The sequence below is a fragment of the Nostoc sp. NMS7 genome (genome assembly GCF_017115085.1).
In the GTDB taxonomy this organism is placed as follows: Bacteria; Cyanobacteriota; Cyanobacteriia; order Cyanobacteriales; family Nostocaceae; genus Nostoc.
The window spans coordinates 58,163-78,063 of the sequence record NZ_JABXKJ010000249.1 but is presented as its reverse complement, the minus strand read 5'-3'; the positions used below and the strand labels follow the sequence as shown (position 1 = coordinate 78,063).

Annotated in this window: 17 protein-coding genes; 4 read left to right on the top strand and 13 right to left on the bottom strand. The window is 40.8% G+C overall.

Annotation, left to right across the window (positions count from 1 at the left end):
• Nucleotides 1-343: 343 nt before the first annotated feature.
• The 9 genes from hpnI to HWQ38_RS35545 form a co-directional block, all read right to left on the bottom strand.
• Nucleotides 344-1,561 carry a bacteriohopanetetrol glucosamine biosynthesis glycosyltransferase HpnI gene (gene hpnI / locus HWQ38_RS35585; protein WP_292803693.1) on the bottom strand — a complete coding sequence of 406 codons (1,218 nt, stop codon included), beginning with the start codon at nucleotides 1,559-1,561 and terminating at the stop codon, nucleotides 344-346.
• Nucleotides 1,562-1,696: 135 nt separating this feature from the next.
• Nucleotides 1,697-2,569 (bottom strand): hopanoid biosynthesis-associated protein HpnK, encoded by an 873-nt coding sequence (hpnK, locus tag HWQ38_RS35580; RefSeq protein ID WP_292803690.1) that lies wholly within the window; start codon nucleotides 2,567-2,569, stop codon nucleotides 1,697-1,699.
• 76 nt (nucleotides 2,570-2,645) lie between these two features.
• Nucleotides 2,646-4,100 carry a hopanoid biosynthesis associated radical SAM protein HpnJ gene (hpnJ, locus tag HWQ38_RS35575; RefSeq protein WP_292803687.1) on the bottom strand — a complete coding sequence of 485 codons (1,455 nt, stop codon included), beginning with the start codon at nucleotides 4,098-4,100 and terminating at the stop codon, nucleotides 2,646-2,648.
• Between the two features lie 415 nt (nucleotides 4,101-4,515).
• A complete protein-coding gene (locus HWQ38_RS35570) occupies nucleotides 4,516-4,677 on the bottom strand; it encodes a hypothetical protein (protein WP_292803684.1) in 162 nt (53 codons plus the stop codon).
• Nucleotides 4,678-5,874 carry an ATP-binding protein gene (locus HWQ38_RS35565; protein WP_292803682.1) on the bottom strand — a complete coding sequence of 399 codons (1,197 nt, stop codon included), beginning with the start codon at nucleotides 5,872-5,874 and terminating at the stop codon, nucleotides 4,678-4,680.
• A 481-nt stretch (nucleotides 5,875-6,355) separates the two neighbouring features.
• Complete coding sequence (locus tag HWQ38_RS35560) at nucleotides 6,356-7,669, bottom strand: CO2 hydration protein (protein WP_292803809.1); 1,314 nt, start codon at nucleotides 7,667-7,669, stop codon at nucleotides 6,356-6,358.
• Nucleotides 7,670-7,761: 92 nt separating this feature from the next.
• The gene (locus tag HWQ38_RS35555) at nucleotides 7,762-9,258 is read right to left on the bottom strand and encodes an NADH-quinone oxidoreductase subunit M (RefSeq protein ID WP_292803679.1); all 1,497 of its coding nucleotides are present in this window, start codon (nucleotides 9,256-9,258) and stop codon (nucleotides 7,762-7,764) included.
• Between the two features lie 143 nt (nucleotides 9,259-9,401).
• Nucleotides 9,402-10,115 carry a carbonic anhydrase gene (locus HWQ38_RS35550; RefSeq protein ID WP_292803676.1) on the bottom strand — a complete coding sequence of 238 codons (714 nt, stop codon included), beginning with the start codon at nucleotides 10,113-10,115 and terminating at the stop codon, nucleotides 9,402-9,404.
• Between the two features lie 45 nt (nucleotides 10,116-10,160).
• Complete coding sequence (locus HWQ38_RS35545; protein WP_292803673.1) at nucleotides 10,161-12,044, bottom strand: NAD(P)H-quinone oxidoreductase subunit F; 1,884 nt, start codon at nucleotides 12,042-12,044, stop codon at nucleotides 10,161-10,163.
• Nucleotides 12,045-12,586: 542 nt separating this feature from the next.
• Here HWQ38_RS35545 and HWQ38_RS35540 point away from each other — a divergent pair.
• The gene (locus HWQ38_RS35540) at nucleotides 12,587-14,206 is read left to right on the top strand and encodes a cyclic peptide export ABC transporter (RefSeq protein WP_292803670.1); all 1,620 of its coding nucleotides are present in this window, start codon (nucleotides 12,587-12,589) and stop codon (nucleotides 14,204-14,206) included.
• Nucleotides 14,207-14,349: 143 nt separating this feature from the next.
• Here the strand turns inward: HWQ38_RS35540 and HWQ38_RS35535 are convergent, their stop codons facing one another.
• Nucleotides 14,350-14,793, bottom strand: coding sequence for a molybdopterin-binding protein (locus HWQ38_RS35535; RefSeq protein WP_292803667.1), 444 nt, complete (start codon nucleotides 14,791-14,793; stop codon nucleotides 14,350-14,352).
• Nucleotides 14,794-14,887: 94 nt separating this feature from the next.
• Here HWQ38_RS35535 and modA point away from each other — a divergent pair, with 94 nt between their 5' ends.
• Nucleotides 14,888-15,682, top strand: coding sequence for a molybdate ABC transporter substrate-binding protein (gene modA / locus HWQ38_RS35530; protein ID WP_292803664.1), 795 nt, complete (start codon nucleotides 14,888-14,890; stop codon nucleotides 15,680-15,682).
• A gap of 322 nt (nucleotides 15,683-16,004) precedes the next feature.
• Here the strand turns inward: modA and HWQ38_RS35525 are convergent, their stop codons facing one another.
• The 3 genes from HWQ38_RS35525 to HWQ38_RS35515 all read right to left on the bottom strand — a co-directional run bounded on the left by HWQ38_RS35525 (nucleotide 16,005) and on the right by HWQ38_RS35515 (nucleotide 17,590).
• The gene (locus tag HWQ38_RS35525) at nucleotides 16,005-16,562 is read right to left on the bottom strand and encodes a peroxiredoxin (protein ID WP_292803806.1); all 558 of its coding nucleotides are present in this window, start codon (nucleotides 16,560-16,562) and stop codon (nucleotides 16,005-16,007) included.
• A 38-nt stretch (nucleotides 16,563-16,600) separates the two neighbouring features.
• The gene (gene sipA, locus HWQ38_RS35520) at nucleotides 16,601-16,843 is read right to left on the bottom strand and encodes a regulatory protein SipA (RefSeq protein ID WP_292803662.1); all 243 of its coding nucleotides are present in this window, start codon (nucleotides 16,841-16,843) and stop codon (nucleotides 16,601-16,603) included.
• 234 nt (nucleotides 16,844-17,077) lie between these two features.
• On the bottom strand, nucleotides 17,078-17,590 hold the full coding sequence (locus HWQ38_RS35515) for a P pilus assembly/Cpx signaling pathway, periplasmic inhibitor/zinc-resistance associated protein (protein WP_292803659.1): 513 nt from the start codon (nucleotides 17,588-17,590) through the stop codon (nucleotides 17,078-17,080).
• 328 nt (nucleotides 17,591-17,918) lie between these two features.
• On the opposite strand from HWQ38_RS35515, the gene HWQ38_RS35510 reads away from it, so the two are divergent.
• Together HWQ38_RS35510 and HWQ38_RS35505 are read left to right on the top strand one after the other, a co-directional pair.
• Entirely contained in the window at nucleotides 17,919-19,190 is a 1,272-nt protein-coding gene (locus HWQ38_RS35510) for a sensor histidine kinase (protein ID WP_292803656.1), read from the top strand.
• The gene (locus HWQ38_RS35505; RefSeq protein WP_292803803.1) at nucleotides 19,190-19,852 is read left to right on the top strand and encodes a response regulator transcription factor; all 663 of its coding nucleotides are present in this window, start codon (nucleotides 19,190-19,192) and stop codon (nucleotides 19,850-19,852) included. The genes HWQ38_RS35510 and HWQ38_RS35505 overlap by 1 nt, the downstream gene beginning before the upstream one ends.
• The last annotated feature ends 49 nt before the right edge of the window (nucleotides 19,853-19,901 follow it).

Genomic DNA, 19,901 nt, shown 5'->3' with positions numbered 1-19,901 from the left:
ATACAAAACCTACACTTAGACCCTTCTCTACGAGACGCTACGCGTAGCTTGCTTCCACGAAGTGGTACGACAAAGCTCAGGGCAACGCAAGCTCAGTGACCGCCTCAGTGGGTTAAAAACTCTTGATCCAAATCCCCTAATTTTAATTATGGGGATTTCCAACAAATAAATTATCCAATCTTGTGGGGTGCGCGTCTCGCCCTTAGCCCAAGGCGGGCGAGACGCCCACCCCACAAGAAGTAGTTGAGTATTTTTTTATTTGTCAGTCCCTTATGGGGATTTCTGTGTTCACTTTTAATGTATTTTGCTCATTCGTAATTACTTAAAGGTAGCTAAATTTCCGCTACAGTGTCTTAGTCAAAACCTTAGTTGATAATTGATAACTTTTGTCTTCTTGTACTTGTAATTTTCCATCTTTAGTTAGCTTCATTTTCTGCCCCCGCCACTCTATAGTGTTGCCAATAAAGCCAAAACACCAAATAGCAAAGCTTAACAAGTCGCACCCAGGAACTAGCCACACAAACTTTTTGACAATTGGATCTTTCAGACTGATAGTACCAACAACCCAAGCCATTACTAATCTTGTTAGCCAACAGATACATAGTGCTAGCCATCCTAGCATTGAACCATCTGTGGCAATTAGCAGCAGCAAGCTGGTGACGACACCATAGGTAAAAATTAGTCCTAGATAACCCCAAGGACGAGAAACTCGTTTACAAAGCGCCCAACGAATCTGGCGCTTGATGACATCAATTAAGGTGCTGCCTTTATGTAGATGTTCAACTATGTAATCGGAAAGCACAGCTTTGTAACCTGCTTGGACAGGTAGATAGCCAAGTTGGAAATCATCTGCTAGATAATCAGCGATCGCTTCAAATCCACCGATGGCTTCTAGTACTTTTTTCGGCATGGCAATGGTGCAACCAAAGGCATATTTTATACCATTTTCCTGGATGTTGCTGACTAAAACCCCAGCATGAAAGTCAGTAGTAATACTAATAGCCTCTAATGTCGATATCCATCCTTGAGTTAAGGTTCGATACATACAAGTAACTACACCCACGCTTTCGTCTTGCAATGGCTGGATAACTCTTTGCAAATAGTCTGTTCCAACTCGGATGTCACTATCAGCAAGGACTAAAATTTCGTATTTAGCTTTGGCTACGGCATTGGCCAAGTTGCTAACTTTCAGGTTTGTACCGATGACGCGATCGCTTACGAGCAACAGAATATCCAAATCTGGAAAATTATCGATGATTTTCTCTACAACCTGTATGCAAGGGTCTTTAGAACTTCGCACAGCAAAGATGATTTGATATTCTGGATAGTCTTGCTGACAAAATGAGGCTAGGTTTTCATAAGCATCGCTATCAAGCCCACAAATGGGTTTGAGGATACTAACAGGTGGATGAAACTCTAGATCAATTGGCCGGGGATCAGCAAAAAAAGCTATTGCTGCATAAATTGCATAGCAATAAAACCAGATAGATGATACGCACAAAATTAGCAGGAAACCAATGATAATCAGGTGAAAATTTGTGAACAAAGTAGATATAAACATGGAATTGATTAGCAGGCAAGTAATGTTAGTATTTTCTCGATTTGCTGCTGAGAAGTTTAGGACTTTTTTATGTATATTAAATGAAATTGGGATGACAAAGTTATTACTTTTGAATTCAAAATTCTGAATTCTTCTTTAGGTGGCACGTTGGGATAGTAAATGGTGGTTGGTAATTTCAAAGCCGTTACTAAGGAGCGCTTCGTGTACCTGCTCACTTAATAAAGCAGCAAGTTCTGCTTCACCTGCCTCTATAGCCCCATTCAAAGGATCGCCATGAATAGCGAGCGCCGGATGAGAGTAAATCTCCACCAAGTTTGCCTGGATTTGGGGTATCAACCCAAGCAAATATTCCTCTGTAACGCCACCAGTTTGCAATAAACCGTAAACTCTTTGGGTAAAACTAATACCTTGGGATTTTAACATCTTCTCACCATAGCTGCGGAGTCTGCCGAATACTCCTGACCAAACTAGCTTTGTCAGCAGATGACTGCGATTAACTCTCAGGGTTAACCCCAGTTCCTCACTTGGAAGACGAATTACTTTAATATCAAATTCTGATGCCAGTTCAACTAAAATACGCAAGATTACTGGATGCATATGCAAATGCAAATGTCCATCTACATGAGAGAGAGGCAAACCAGTTGAACGGTATTTTTCTAACTGGGCGCGAATTTCTTGTCGTAGTTCTTGACGGGTTTCCCTAACAAATTGATAGCGCAATCCGGCGAACAATGGACTGTTGGAAAAGTTACCTTGTTTGTCAACTAAATGGGGTATTTGCTCTGGCGGTAGGACGGAGCGCCCACATATCAATACAAGATGGAGACCAATAGCTAGGTTTGGGTGGGCATTTGCCAACGTGACAGCCTCTTTTGCAGCATCAGCGCTCACCATCAGGCTGGTACTCGTTAGGACTCCTTGTTCGTGTGCTTTGATAATTGCTTGATTAACTCCTTCGGAGAAACCAAAGTCATCACCATTGATGATGGCGAATCGCTTTGCTTGCATAAGTTTTGTATTTTTCTGATAATTTAGCTATTGACTGATATTTGGCTGGGTTAGCTCTAAAAAGAACAATCAACAACTAACTAACAACTACTGATTCGGCTTTAGCAGTTGCTTGGGTGCGACGATCTTTTAAGTAGGAGAAAAATTCCCGCCCTTCACGCAGGCGGCGCACTAACATTTGAGGATCGGTGAGCATTTCAGTGACAATTGGGATAATTGCTCTGGGACGGAAGTAGAACTTCCGATACATCTTCTCAACTGCATCCTCAATTTCAGCACTGGAGAGATTTGGATATTGCAGTGTGGACATTTGAATTCCTGAACTGGCAATTAAGGAATTGTTGCTAAACCAATTATTTTCTTGTGCTTGACGATAAAGTTCTGTTCCGGGATAGGGAGCTGCGATCGAAACCTGAATTGTATGAGGACTAATATCGCAAGCAAAACGGACTGTTTCCTCAATTGTTTTTTGGGTTTCGTCGGGTAAACCAATGATAAATGTACCGTGTACGGTAATGCCAAGTTTATGACAATTGTCCATAAACTTCCGCGCTACTTCCAGCTTGACTCCTTTCTTAATTCCATCCAAAATTTGCTGATTGCCAGATTCAAATCCTACTAATAATAGCCGTAAGCCATTATTGCGTAGTTGTTTGAGGGTGTCATAGTCCAGGTTTGCACGGGCGTTGCAACTCCAAGTTAGTTTGAGTCGTTGCATGTGTTCGCTAATTGCGATCGCCCGATATTTGTCTATAGTAAAGGTGTCGTCATCAAACATATATTCTCGCACCTTGTCGCCGAAGAGAGCTTTAGCTTCTTCCATCTCGCGCCCAACTGCTTCTGGGCTTTTAGTGCGGTATATGTGTCCTCCAATTGTTTGCGGCCAAAGGCAGAAGGTACATTTTGCTGGACAGCCCCGCCCAGTGTAAAAGGAAATATATGGATGTAGCAAGTAGCCGATAAAGTATTTGGTAATATCCAAATCACGGTGATAAATCGGCAATACACTGGGCAGAGAATCCCAATCGTGAATCAAAGGGCGGTCTTCATTATGACGTATATTACCCTGGCGATCGCGGTAGCTTAGACCTGTGATTTCCTCCCAAGATTTACCTTCTGCTAATTCCTTGCAGGTATAATCAAATTCGTGGCGACACACAAAGTCAATAATTGGGTTTTCAACCAGCGTCTGCTCTGGTAATACTGCTACGTGCGCTCCAATCAAGCCAATCTGGATATCAGGGTTTTGAGCTTTGATTGTCTCGGCACACTTCACATCATTAGGCAGCGAAGGCGTGCTGGTGTGCATGATAATTAGCTCGTAATCTTGAGCAATTTTGATGACATCTTCGACTGTTTGGCCATGTGGTGGTGCATCGATAAGCTTACTACCAGGTACAAGGGCTGCGGGTTGCGCCAGCCATGTCGGATACCAGAAGGAAGTAATTTCGCGCTTGGCTTGGTATCGGGAACCTGCTCCACCATCAAACCCATCGAAGGAAGGAGGACTGAGAAACAAAGTTTTTTTCATAGATATATTTCCTTATATATAGTTCGGAGCTTCTACCTAACACTTCTTTAGGATAAAACCTCAAAGGTAGCATAGCCGATCCCAGTCCGAAATAATTCATTCAAGAAGAATTCAGAACCAGAAATATCCCTAGAGACGACAATGCTAATGGCGCTCGTGCTAAAGACCGCCAAAAAACTTGTCTGAATCGTATTCTAGTGGTGTAAGTGTCGTTATCTGCCGCTTAGGAACATGGTGAAAGTCACAGAAGTTTATTGAATCACATAACAAGCGCTCAAACAAAATTCTTTAAAACACGTAACGATAATGCTTTCAGCGATTTTATCGTTTTATAAACTTGCTAATTTTGATTGCCAGTCACATAAGAGTCACATAAGATTAAGTTATAAGTAATATAAATAAAATATATAAGTATTTATGCCCAGTATGGCACATATTTAGCGTGTTTCTTGGATTTATTTTCAGGGTCATAAGACTTAATTAAGTTTTCACTAATTGTATCCGCGATAATTCTGGAAGCCATAGAATAGTTTTTATCGTCAATAGCAAATCTTTGTCTTAAGGATTCATTAGTCATTTATTCACGACAGACAAAACGTAAACAAGCGTGTTGATAACAAGCTCTAATACGATCACTTTTATCCATATCTTTTAATTCTCTATAGCTAAATAAAATAGCTTCTGTGTGTTGATTATTAGCATTAAATTCTGGGGCAGGTAATTGAAAAAGCTCTATTGAATGAATTACTTTATCTATACCGCTACCACGTTCTTCACAGATATTAATTCTTCTCATAAAAGCAGCTAAATCTTCGTTGCGAGATTGAGGAGGTACGTCTATAAAACGCATTGTATCAACTAACGGTTCACCCGGATTTCTAATTTCCATACGATCAGAAAATATCTCAATAGTAGAACTAACGCCAGTCATATTAAAATCTTGATGAATCATGGCATTGGCAACTAATTCTCTAATAGCAATTTCTGGATACATTTTGATATTTTGGCGTAGGGCTTTACCAATTTGTTCATTTTGAGGAAGTTGATCATTAATAAACTCAATAATTTCTTCATAACTTATAGCATAACCTTTTTCAAAAACTCGTTCTCTTTGAGTAGAAATTCTATTTTTATCTTTATAGATAATAACTCTAATCGCTTTTCTTGCTAATCGGTCAAAATCGCTTAATTTTTTCGCAGAAAGTATTGCTCCAACATTGTTTATATCATAATAATCACCAATTTTTATATTTATTATTTTTTCTTCACTTAAACGATTTAAAATTCCTTGTTTATTATCAGTAAGATTCTGTTTTGTTAGTTCAAAATAGCTTGGGTAATTAATTTTTGCTAAAACCTCATCTGCTGTTATATTTTCCAAGGCTATTCTTTTTTCAAAGGTTTGGTAAGTAAATAAATTCCATAATTCTTTTTCCTTTTCTGGATAATCTTTAAGTTTTTTCTTGTAGCTACCAACTCTAATATATTCTATTCCTTGAAAACTAACAGGCTGATGGCTAGCACTGTAAATTTCAAATAATACTAGGTTTTGACTTTGAAAAGTAAATTCATGAATTTTAAAATTAATTTTAGGAAAAAGTAACTTAAATAACCAATTTTCTAATTCTTCATTACCCTTTTTTGCTTGTTTAGGTTTAAATTGAGTACCTACAACCTTATGAGTCTTATCCTCAATTCCCCAAACTATATAACCAGTATTTTGACAGTGTAAAGCAGCAGAGTTTGATAATGCGGAAATATACTCTCCTATCATTTCTAAGTTTTCGTTGCTTGTTGATCCCCCCTAACCCCCCTTAAAAAGGCAGGGCTGTTTCATTACCTAAAAGACGCTGATTTACAAGCGTTTCAAGTAAAAAAATCAGGTGACTAAAAAATCTGATTGTGCAAGAAAATGGCGTAGGCGTAGCCCGTCGTAGACATCGCACTTAAATTTACTGATTGAGGTGGTAATTTTTGTTTTTCCCACTTAAGCAAATTTCTGACTCATACTCTTGACAAAATCCCTAAGAGATCGAATGAAACAGCCCTGCCCTTAAAAAGGGGGGGAACTTGGAATCAAAGTCCCCCTTTTTAAGGGGGATTTAGGAGGAACTAAAACGTTTGGATACCTACAATCGGACTTTTAAAACATCCTCTTAGGGACTTTTGCAAGAGGTCTAATAAATCCGGGTTATGTATTTTTCTTTTTTCCTATGAAAACACCCTGTCCTAAAAAAGGAGGCTGGGGGGATTTCTTATCTATAATCTTGTTTTTGAATACTCCCCAAACGAGCCGCATCACGAATGTTATATTCGGGTCGAGTAAAGCGATTTAGCTGCATTTCAAAGAAATCTCGATTTGCTTGTAAATGCTGAATATTTTCGTCATCCAATGGATATAAAAGTGCAGTCCGCAAAGCTTGAATTACCGCAGAAGTGACACAATACATTGAGCGTTGAAAACTAACTCCCAACTGAATCAACATATCTTCTTCACCCCGGCAATGTTGCCTGTAGTAATCAACAAGATATGGGGGCAAAAAATGCAGCATATCTTGCATTAATAATGTGGGGGGAATGCCAGCAGTACCCACTGGAAATACATCAGCGTAAAGAATGCCATAGTGAAAGTCTTTTTGGTCTTCTGGTACTTGACGCGCTTGAGCATTATAAGATTTTGTGCCTCGGAAGGGTGCAGTGCGGTAGAAAACTGCTTCTACATACGGTAATGCAGCTTCATATAGCCACATGAAACCCTTAGATTTGGGAACAATTTCATAGCATTCGCCACGAATATAAACATGATGGTAAATGGGACGACCTGCGATCGCAAATATACCATTAACTAAAAAGCTCATCGCCTCTGGGACGCTGCTAATTGTCCCTTCGTCATAGCGGTCGGACATTTCAAAGAATACTGGGGCCATGACTTCCCAGAATAAGCCCAGGTTAGCGTAGTATGACATCTGGCGGCACTGTTCCAAAAACATATCAGGGAACAGCTTGTAAAGTCCCAGCATTACGGGATTCCCTTGGAAGTAAGCTTTAATTGCCTTGTCAGCGTTGGCTTTGTATTCTTCGGAATCTAGGTAAGGGTCAAATTGTCCACCCATCCCTCTGTGCCACAACATCGCCCGCATACAAGCTTCCGCAAATTCCATGTTAATGCGATCGTGGAACAAGTGATGCAACAACTTCGGCATTTTGAAAGTTTCACCCTTCTCAATAAATGCCAAAAGTTCTGGATGTGCAGTAGCTTCGCCGCGCCAAATTCGTAAATCGGCATCATCGCCAGCATAATGATTATGCCGTTCTAAATACTCTTTGGGTAAGAAGTATTTAAAGAAGGGAAGCGGGTTTAAAAATTCGCGTTCGGCAATATAAAGCAAGTCACGCCAGTAAAAATCCATCGGCACAGCATAAGCTTTGTATAAACCGATGATTTGCATCAAATTTTCTGGGGTATCGGGTAACATTGCACCGCCTGCTTCTAGGCGGTGAATTACTTCGGCAAATTCGTGCTTTGAAGGAGGTAATTTAATTGCTGTTTTAATTGCTGTCATGGTAATGGGGAATTGGTAGAGACGCGGTTTATCGCGTCTGGGGGATAGGTTTTGAGACGCGATAAATCGCCGTCTCTACAAGTGTTTTGATTTATTTCCTATTTCACCGCTACTTCAAATATGACGGTTTTTTCCAAAGAGGGAATTGTAGCCACCATTGTTGTAGTTGTGGATTCACTCCAACGCACTAGCCAAGTGGGTTGTACTCCCAAAAAGATGATAAAAGCTGCCAAAATTAAAGCTGGTATTTTCTCAGACCATAAAACTTTGGGATAGTAAGCTAAGTTATCGAGTCTGCCAAAACAGGTACGGTTGAGGAGAATCACAAAATAAACTGCGGTTAATCCACTAGCTACTACACACAAAATTGTCGAAATGGGAAAGACAGAGAAACTACCTTGAAAGACGATAAATTCTGCAATGAATCCTGTTAAACCGGGAATACCAGCACTAGCCATACCACTTAAAACCAGTAGGGCGCTAATTAAGGGTAAACCGCGTATGGGACTCATCAAACCATTGAGTTTATCTAACTCGCGGGTGCCAACTTTAGCTTCCACGACTCCCACCAAATGGAAAAGAATCGCCAAGATGATACCGTGGCTAAACATTTGGGCGACTGCACCTACAAGTGCTAAAGGAGTACTGGCGGCAGCAGCTAGCAATACATAACCCATGTGACCGATGGAACTGTATGCTACCATGCGCTTGATATCTTTTTGAGCGATCGCAATTACTGCCCCATAAATAGCGCTGACTGCTCCCCAAATCGCCAGATTCGGTGCAATAATACTCCAAGCATGGGGAAACATACCCAACCCAAATCGCAGCAATCCATAGGTTCCCAACTTTGCCAACACGCCACCAAGAAGAATCGCAATTGGTGCTGAAGCCTCAACATAAGCATCGGGTAGCCAAGTATGGAAGGGAATTAAGGGAATTTTAATCCCAAAACCTAATACAATTCCTGCTAGTAAAAGGATTTGTTTGGCTGTTGACAAGTTTTCTGTAGAGACTGCATCAAAAGCGAAATTGGTAGAACCACTCAGCCACACCATACCCAAGAATGTCGCCAGAATTAAGGCTCCGGAAACAGCAGTATAAATCAGGAATTTAATCCCAGCATAACCCCGTTTTTCTCCTCCCCAAATTGAAATTAGTAAGTAGAAGGGGATTAATTCTAGTTCGTAGAACAGGAAGAATAGCAGCAAATTCTCCGCGACAAAAGCACCTGCGACTCCTCCACTAACTAATAAAATCATCGAGTAGAATAGCCGGGGGCGTTCAGTTTCTTTACTACTGCTGTAAATCGCAATCCAGGTGAGTAGGCTATTTAACACCAACATCAATATAGAAAGCCCATCAACACCTAATTGATAGCTCAAGCCAAGGGTTTCATTCCAGGGTAAATACTCTTGAAATTGCATTCCTGGATTGCTGATATCAAATTTTAGCAGGATAAAAATGTTCCAAAATAGAACTATCCCAGCCAAAATTAATGCTGTTAACCGAATGCGATCTTTAGGGATATTTAGAGGTAATACCGCGATGAAAATAGCAGCGAAAATTGGCAGCCAAATCAAGACACTTAACATGGTAATTTTGTCCTTTGTCTTTTCCTCGTTCCCAGTCTCCGACTGGAAACACACTTCATTGCGGCTCTGCCGCGAATTCATGAGGCAGTATGAATTTGCATTCCCAGTCTTCCAACTGGGAACGATATTTAAGTACAAAAAAGCTAGCCTACTATACTGATTTTGCCAGTATCTAAATCGTAATAAGCTCCGACTATTTTCAGCTTTTCTGCCTTGATTAACTCAGATAAAACTGGCGATGATTTCAATTTTTTAATTTGTGCTAAAACGTTTGTTTTACAAGCGTTTTCTAACTTATCTCCTGATTTTCCTTTTGAGCTTTCTACACTCGGTTTAATCGCCTCAAGTAAACTTCCGATTTGCCCTGGTACTTCAGCACCTTTGATTGCAGCATCTACCGCACCACATCTTTCATGCCCCACTACCATAATGACTTTAGAACCTAATACTAAACTGCCAAATTCTAGGCTACCAATTTCTTCTCGTGTGGCAATATTACCAGCTACACGGCAGACAAATAAATCTCCAAGTCCTTGGTCAAAGACAATCTCTGAAGGTACGCGTGAATCTGCACAACTGAGAATAGAAGCAAAGGGCTTTTGACCTTTGGCAACTTCGGCTAAACGTGAATATGTTTGGTGTGGATTACGACGTTTTCTTTGGGCAAATCTTTCATTCCCATCTAATAACTCTTGCAATGCTTTATCGGGGGTAATCTCATCTTCTGCTGGGGCAATTTCTGCTGCAAGTAAGTTTGAGCTAAGTCCAGCTGTCAACACACCTGTACCGATCGCACCTGCACTAAACTTGAATAAACTTCTTCTGGAAAGATTTATCTGGGGATGTTGTCTGCTCATGGAATTATTCTCAAAATATTAAACTGTTAACTTGTAGTAGGATAGTTACTGATACCCAACTGTCGAGATTTGAAAAATTACATTTAAAAACTGCACTCCCCAAAACGGCCAAGTTACCCACATTCCTAAAACGCCTACTCCTAAAAGAACAGTGAAGGCATAAAATTGGGTTTGTCCAGAGGTGCTGTATTTGAGACTTTCGCCACCTAATAGCGAAAATAAACCAACTAAATTAACGATGCCATCGACTACAAAGCGGTCAATCATATCGGCAAGTTGGGAAATTTTGGCAACGCTGAAAATAATGGTCATCCGATAGAGTTTGGGGGTGTAAAAATCGTATGCAAATAAGTCTTGTAAACCTTGCCAAGGCAGGCGAATCGGTTTCGGAATATTCCCTAAATAAATCATGCCAGTGATGCTGCAACCGAAAATACTCGACGAAATTAAAAGTAGTGCAACATCTTTATTTAGGCTTGTCCAATCGGGTAAAATTGATAAGCTTTGCAACACTAAAGGAAGATGTAGACTGACACCAAGTAAAATGATCATTGGCAGAATCATCGGCCAGTGTGCTTCCGGCGATCGCTGACTCATTTGTGTAGCTTTACCACCAAAAATTAAACCGAATTCTCTGGTTAAACTCACGGCTGTTAAAGTATTTACCGCTACCACTACTCCCACTAACCAAGGTTGCGTTTCCCACAACCCATCTGCTAGTTCCATCAACGCCCAAAAGCTACCCAAGGGTGGAAAACCAATTAATCCCAAAGTCCCGACGATAAAGGCTATTGCTGAAATCGGGCGACGTGTCCACAATCCGCCTAATTGGGTGACATCTTGGGTGATGCTATTCCAGATAATTCCCCCAGTACTCATCACCAACAGGGCTGCGGATATGGCATGGGTGAGTACTAACAACAACGCCGTTTCGGATTGTTGCACTCCCACGGCGATGAATACTAAACCCATGTATGCACTCACAGAATAGGATTGGCAGCGTTTAAGATCAATTTGAGCGATCGCAATCAAAGAAGCACCCAACGCTGTCACAACCCCAATTCCCACCATTGCAGAGGAAACTATGGGCGAGATGGTTAACACAGGTTGCAATTTAATCAGCACCCATGCACCACTAGCGACTACTACCGAGTTCCGCAAAATCGTACTCGGAACAGGGCCTTCCATCGCTTCATCCAACCACAAATGTAGGGGGAACTGGGCACATTTGCCCATCGGCCCAGCAATTAAGGCTAAACCTACGAGTCCCATTGTTGTCGGGTTAACATTTGCAGTAGCCGCCCACTGCGCTAGTTCTGTATAATTCCAAGTTCCGGCGAGAGGCCATAATGCCAACACGCCCATCAGCAAGAATAAGTCTCCCACGCGCTTGGTTAAGAAAGCGTCTCTTGCACCTGAAACTACCAACGGCTGGCTAAACCATAAGCCCACTAAAAGGTAGGTTCCCAGTGTGAGGACTTCCAAAATTACATAGCTAAAGAACAAGTTATTACACAGAACAAGGGCACATAGTCCCGCTTCAAATAATCCTAATAACGAATAGAAGCGTCCCCAACCCCAATCCATTTCCATGTAGCCGATCGCATAAATCTGCGCCAGCAAATTCAAGCCAGTAATCACAACCAAAGCGCCGACACTGACTGAGGAAATTTCTAAAGCAATGGTTAAGTCTAAACCAGCCGTAGATAACCAAGGAATAAATACATTTTGGGGTGGCTGATTCCAAGTTGTTTGTAAAGCGATGCCACTATGTACAAACGCCAAAAATGTCATCACCAAGTTTACATAACCCGCCGGTCTTGGCCCGGTTTTCCGAATGATCCCCGGCGACCAAGGCACAGCTAACAAGCCACCTATTAAGGCATAGCACGGAACTAGCCAAACAGTCTCAACTAGAAACTGAGCCATCAACTTACCTCTAGATTTTCATCAAAAGTTCAGGGTTTTGAATCAACTGGCGTTGATCCCAGTTAACCCAGCGACCGCAGATAATCAAAATTTATCTTTGTTTAATTTTGTTAGAAACAGCTTACCGTTATATCTGTCAAAATGGAATTACTTTATCTAAATAAATTTGAGATAATTACTCTAATTAATTCTTATCTAATCGACTATTTGATTAATCAATAATAGCTATTGTTGTTTATCTATGAATTGAACGTGATATTAATCAATGGTGATCATTAGTTTTATCAATTGATACAAGTAGCGGCGCACAGCTATAGCAATCCTGAATCAAACGCGCAGAAACAAGATCCCCGACTTCTCCAGGACTTACACAAACAATAGCTGAAAAGAATGATTTTTAGGTAGGGGCAATACCCTTCGGGAAGCTAAAGCTACATGAATTGCCCTTATAGCGTGTAGTTTTGCGTAAGTCCTAATTAGTGTCAACTTAACGTGAAAGCTCAGTCTGATAGTACAATTGAGGAATTGCATAAAGGCTGAAAGTGTTGATTTTACGATGGTTGGTGCGTTCTTCGTGGGGGATGGTAGCGATCGCGATCGCTACTGGATTCTTGAGTGGCGGTAGTAGTGCTGGCTTGATTGCCTTAATTAGCCATGCTGCTAGTAATAGTTCCGCTTCCCGCCTCACATCGATAATTTGGGGTTTTGTGGGGCTAGCAATAGTTGCACTGATTACCAGTATCATTTCTCAAGTGATGCTAATTCGCCTTTCTCAGAATGCAGTTTTGAAATTACAGATGGGTTTGAGTCGCCAAATTCTCGCTTCAAAGTTGAGTCATCTGGAACGCTTAGGGAATCCTCGATTATTGGCAACTCTCACAGAAGATATTCAGGCGGTTGCTAATGCTGTTTATCAGATGCCTTTCATCTTTATTAATTTAGCGATCGTTTTGGGTTGCGTAGCGTATATAACTTGGCTCTCTTGGTTAGTATTGTTGATGGTTTGTGCGATTTCAGTAGTAGCGATCGCTAGTTGTCAGTGGCTACTCAACAGAGGAAGGAAATTGCTGGCTCTAGCTCGTGAAGATGAAGATCATCTATTTAAACATTTTCGCACCATTACCGAAGGAGTCAAGGAACTCAAGCTAAACTACAGGCGGCGTGAAGACTTTTTAGAAGAAAAACTCCAATCAACTGCTACCGAATTCCGTCATCACAACGTTAACGGTCTAACCCTTTTTGCCATAACTACAAGCTGGGGTCAACTCGTCTTCTTTTTTGCCCTCGGTTTTGTACTGTTTGTGTTGCCTAATCTGCTTGCCATCAATAGCGAAACTCTTTCTGGCTACATTTTGACCTTCACTTACTTGGTGTTACCAATGGATAACATCATCAGTAAACTTCCCCTATTAAGCAAAGCCAGCATTGCTTTGCAAAAAATTGATTCATTGGGTTTATCTCTAGCTAGTCGAACTGAAATATCCACTGTTCCACCTGCGATTAAATCTGACTGGCACAGCTTGAAATTTCAAAGTGTTACTCATACTTACGACACGGTTAAAGAAGACAATAGCTTTATTTTTGGCCCCATCGACTTGACACTTTATCCTCAAGAATTAGTCTTCATTGTCGGCGGGAATGGTAGCGGTAAATCTACCCTAGCGAAACTAATTACTGGACTTTACATTCCTGATGACGGCGAAATTTGGTTTGATGACGAGTTAATTAGCGAACAGAACCGAGAATGGTATCGTCAGCATTTTTCCGTGGTATTTTCCGACTTTTATTTATTTGAACAACTTTTAGGATTAAAAAATTATCACTTGGATGCTCAAGCCACAAAATATTTACAACAACTGCAACTAGACCATAAGGTGAAAGTTGAAAATGGGCAACTTTCCACCACAGCACTTTCTCAAGGACAACGGAAACGACTAGCTTTGCTCACAGCCTACTTGGAAGATCGACCAATTTATCTATTTGATGAATGGGCAGCCGATCAAGATCCAGTATTCAAGGAAATATTCTACACTCAACTTTTACCAGAACTGCGATCGCGGGGCAAAACAGTGCTGGTGATTAGCCACGACGATCGCTATTTTCATTTAGCAAACCGAATTATCAAACTTGACTATGGACAAATAGAGTATGACAAAATTTAACCCAAGCGGATTGGGTTAAGGCAGAGCTGTTTCAGTTTTAATTTAATTGAACCACAGATGTTGTAGGGGCACAGCATTGCTGTGCCCCTACCGCGTGGTCTATTTAAGACGAAAATTTCTGTCAGAATAGCGATCGCCACAGCCTATTCACTGGCAATAACTATATCATTGGACTTAATAACGGCATAAGCCTCTTTCCCTTCAGACAAACCCAACTCTTCAACCGATACTCTGGTGATAATCGAAGTTAACATAACTTTGTGAACAATCTCCAGCGTCACCTCACTATTAACGGCTCCAGTGACAACTCGTTTAACAACACCCTTTAGAATATTGCGGGAGCTAACTTTGAGTGGTTTCTTTTGAATACTAATTTCTCTCTCAGGCTTTTGAGTGTAGATATCTTCCTCTTCTGTGTTTATGGTTGGTTGCGAGTTGGATGGTGAAGAGTGTTGATTAAGACCACGTACCAATTCCCGAAGAATCTCCGTCTTGGTTCGCTGAGACTGTCCACAAAAGTCTTCCAAAATCTTTCGCTCCTCTTCTGAGGTTTGGAATGTAACCCACCCTTGTTCTTTTCTAGGCATAATTTTACCGATATAGTTGGGGAAATTTTGGTATTATTGTTAGGATTCTACCTAGCATCAATTTTAGAAAAAAAACCTCTCAAGCAGCTTTTTTATGAAAAGAAGACAACTTTTTGGCTTTCTGGGTATAGCGGTTGCTGGCTTGCTGCTAGCAATTGGTTTACCGTTGGTTACTCCTTCTCCTGTAATAGCACAGTCAAACACCAGCATACTCGTGTCCGCGGCCGCCAGCTTAAAAGAGGCGCTGGAAGAAATTAAGCCTCTTTACCAACAAAGTAAATCAGATGTGAATATTAGTTATAACTTTGGGGCTTCTGGTGCTTTACAGCAACAGATTGAGCAAGGGGCGCCAGCAGATATCTTTATTTCTGCTGGGAAAAAACAAATGGATGCCTTGGAAGAAAAAGGACTGTTGCTAACAGGTAGCCGTACTAACCTAGCAAATAACCGTCTAGTCTTGATTGTGGCTCAGGATGTTGTTGGCATCGCTAGCTTCTACGATTTAACAGATAGTAAGATTAAAAAAATTGCGATCGGTGAACCCAGAAGTGTACCCGCCGGTCAATATGGGGAGCAAGTCTTAAAGAAATTGAAACTTTATGATCGGGTCAAGTCAAAATTGGTTTTTGCTAACAATGTGCGTCAAGTTTTAGCAGCAGTAGAAAGTGGTAACGCCGAAGCCGGTTTAGTTTATGCCACTGATGCCAAAATTTCCAACAAGGTAAAAGTCGTAGTCGCTGCTGATGATAAGTTTCACTCACCGATTGTCTATCCGGTAGCAATAATTAAAAGCAGTAAAAATACCTCTGCTGCCAAAGAGTTTGTCGAGTTTCTATCTGGTAGTCAAGTCAAAGCTGTACTCAAAAAAGATGGGTTTATTGTACCTTAAAGAAGAATGCAGATAACAAGGGGCTTAAGCCCCTTATGTAGTTAAGGGACTGACAAATAAAAAATAATACTCAACTACTTATTGTGGGGTGGGCGTCTCGTTTGCCCATAGCCAAAGGCGGGCAAGACTTCGGCGTGAGCGCTCAGTCCTTCGACCCTTCTCTACGAGACGCTACGCGAACGACAGGTGTTACCCTGAGCCCTTCGACAAGCTCAGGGTAACACTTGTCGAAGGGCTCAGGGCAGGCAAGCTCAGGAACCATCGAACGCTGCTCACCCTACAAGATTGGATAATTTATTTGTTGGAAATCCCTAATTGAGGTCTAAGAAGTTGCGGACTGTAATTTTTCTAGTCGTACCAGCACTTCTGAACTGTGAATAGTTGGGTTGACTTTGACAAAAGTCTCGCGCAAGACGCCCTGAGGATCGATGATAAAACTGTGGCGCATAGATAGAAAGCCGAGCCACGAACCATAAGCTTTACTCACTGAACCATCAGTATCAGCTAACAGGGGAAATTTTAGTCCCTCTGAATCACAAAATTTGGCGTGAGAATCAATATCATCAGCACTTACGCCAATAATCTGGGCGTTTTTTTGCAGGTATTGGGCTAAGTCTTGCTGAAAACGACGAGCCTCTATAGTACAACCAGAGGTGAAGTCTTTAGGATAAAAGTAGAGGACTAGCCACTTACCGCGCAAGTCAGAGAGGGAAATTTTACCATCACCTGTGTTGGTTGGCAAAGTAAACTCTGGCGCGGGTTGATTAATTGCAGGAAGTTTACCACCAAGAGCATCAGCAGCAGGGGTAAAATTCAGCCAGCTGATGATAGAAATACAGCTGGCAAATAATATGCTTAAAAAAGTGCGGCGGGAAATCATGGTGTAAACCAGAATCACAACTTTACACAAGTTTACAATTATTGGTCACTACTAATCTCAGGGGTATCTGTGCTTTCGATGTATTGGCTATCTAGGAGAAAGGCTCCCCTAGCGAAGCGAATACCCCAATATCCACCCGGTCTGCGGTCAATGACTATACCCTCTTCGCCAATGTGAATTACATCGGGTGGGCGTAGCATGGGCATAGGTTCAGCAGTTTTGACGTAGGCTGGTAGTGCCACGACACGGACTTTACTACCAATTGCAAATTCTTTGGACATGTTAATCAAGCTAGGAGTTTTGAATTAACTCATAACTCATAACTAGCTTAAAGTCTACTAAATTGGGCATGGGAATAAATAGGGAAAGGGAAAGGGGATGAAGTTTTTCCCCTTTCCGCATCTTCTGCAAGAAGTCTATTAATTTTTAGCTATGGAAAACAATGCTTATTTTGGGATGAGATGGGCAGGACTGCCCACCTCAGACTTATTAAGTATTTTTTGAAAGATTGGGGATTATCCGGGATTGTTTTGTTGACGATTTTGATGCCATTGCTGTATTTGTTGCTGCTGTGCAGGGGTCAAGACTGCTTTAATCTGTTCTTTCTCTGACTTCCGAAGTGCTTTTATTTGCTCTTTCTGTGCTTCACTCAGATTTAACTTAGCAAAACCTTTTCCGCCACGATGATGACGATGCTGACCTTGACCTGGTTGCTGTTGACCTGTTTGCCCCTGAGCCTTACGCGCTTCCCACTCAGCCCGATGCGCTTGTTTCGCTGTCTCGAACTGTGTTTTTTGGTCTGGGGTGAAAACGTTATCTTCAATTTGCTTCCAGGTATTTTCGTGAATTGTCTTAATTTGGGCTTTTTGTATACCTGTTAGACCCAAGTTTTTCCAAGGGTCTCCTTGGGGATTTTGTGCAAGTAGCACGGGTGAAGGAGAGGCTGTTTGGGCGTTAACAGAAAAGGAGGTTGCGGTTAAAGTTAAGGCGATCGCTCCAGCGACTAGCGATAATGCTTTGAGTTTCATTACTTGTCTGGTGGTTTTTCCTGGTTGGATGCCACTATCATAAGAACTTATCTTTAGTAGTCACATGAGGAGAAAGTCATGGTTTTACCCATGACTAAAGTCATGATTCAATTTTGACAAATGTGATTGACAATAAGGAGTGGGGAGTTGAAAGTTAAGAGTTAGGAATTTGGAATGAGCAAGATTTTTATTATGATTGATTTATATAGCAATCCTATCTGAGTTGTAAAAGTTATTTTGTTTAACGCGGCTCAAATATTCGGAACTCCTAACTTCTAACTCCTAACTCCTAACTTTTAACTAATCCATAACTGGAGCGAAGCAACTGATGAGTCGTCTAATTCAAATTAAGAAACATCCTTTTCCGTCTCTGCTTTATCTGGAGTGGACACTACTAGTGATTACTGCATTGACAGCAGTTATACCACCTCCGTTACGCCAATTTCGTCATAAGCCTCCACCTCCAGAACTATCAATTTGTGGTGCATTTCCAGACTTGTCAGTTTGTAACATATTGCCACAACTGTCAATTTATGGTCTGATTATTTTTGCGTTAATGGGCTTAAGATTACCCAGGAGTAACCAGCTAACTAAGGTAATCTACACAGCCATTGAAATTTTACTGATTTTAATGACTGGACTTTTTGGTGAGAGATATGCTCGCCTTTTCCCATTTCTATACATAATTTTAGTTACTCGGAGTTGCTTAATTTTTAAGTTACCTGGGCGTTTATTCGTTACAAGTCTATCATTTACCTTGTTTCTATTTACTACACAACTCAAATACCAGTTATTCAATTTTCAAGCATCACCACAAGCACAAGAACGATCTCGATTTCTGAGCTTGAATTGGTCGCTAGTATTTGGCTTAAGTTTAGTTTTTGTGTTGTTGATGATGAATGCAGTATTATCTGAACGGCACAGTCGAGAAAAGCTAGCGATCGCTAACGAAAAACTCCGTCAATATGCCATGCGAATTGAAAATCAAGCTACCTTGGAAGAACGTAACCGCATTGCTCGTGAAATTCATGATTCATTAGGACACTCTCTAACTGCTTTAAATCTGCAATTAGAAACTGCTTTAAAACTGTGGCAATCTAACCCAATTAGGGCTGAAACATTTCTAGCAACAGCAAAAGAATTAGGTTCAAAAGCGCTAAAAGATGTCCGTCAATCAGTTTCTACTATGCGTTTTAATCCCTTACAAGAGCAGTCTTTAGAACTAGCGATCGCTAGTCTTTCAGAAAACTTTCATCACTCCAATGGCATTTTACCAATTTATCAAATCAACCTGGAATATTCTCTGCCTCCTGAAATCAACACTGCTATTTACCGGATTACTCAAGAATCTTTGACAAATATATCTAAATATGCCTCTGCAACCGAGATTAAATTAGAACTGACTACGACAAGAGATAATTTACGATTGATAATTCAGGATAATGGTAGAGGTTTTGATTTAGGGCAAAATACTACCGGTTTTGGACTTCATAGTATGCGCGATCGCACTTTAGCATTAGGCGGTGAGTTTAATATTAATAGCGCTCTTGGTTCTGGTTGCAAAATTACAGTTAATATTCCCTTAATGAGGTTGACATGATGATTAAAGTATTGCTGGTAGATGACCAAAGTTTAATTCGTCAAGGCTTAAAAGCTTTATTGGAACTAGAACCAGATATAGAGATAGTGGGAGAAGCCGAAAATGGTGAACAAGCGATTAATTTAGTTGCCCAATTACAGCCAGATGTAATATTGTTGGATATCAGAATGCCGATTATGGATGGAGTTGCAGCCACGCGGGAGATTCAAAAACGTTTTGGTAAAACGAAGATTTTAGTACTGACGACTTTTGATGATGATGAATATGTGTCAGCAGCGATGCAAAATGGAGCAATGGGTTATTTATTGAAAGATACACCATCAGAAGAATTAGCTGTTGCTATTCGTGCTGTTCATAAAGGATACACTCAACTAGGCCCAGGTATAGTTAAAAAACTGTTGACTCAGTTTTCTCATCCGACACCAACCCAGTCATTGCCTGTACCATCTAGTTTAGCTGAACTTACTCCTAGAGAAAAAGAGGTTTTGCAGTTAATTGCTACAGGCGCTAGTAACCGGGAAATTGCTCACCAACTCTATATTTCTGAAGGAACGGTAAAAAATCATGTTACAAATATTTTAAACAGATTAAATTTGCGCGATCGCACTCAAGCTGCAATTTGGGCAAATACATATTTATCATATTTGAATGAGCCAAGTTAAATAATTCGTAATTTATAATTATCACCTCTATAGTAATTCTATTTGATTC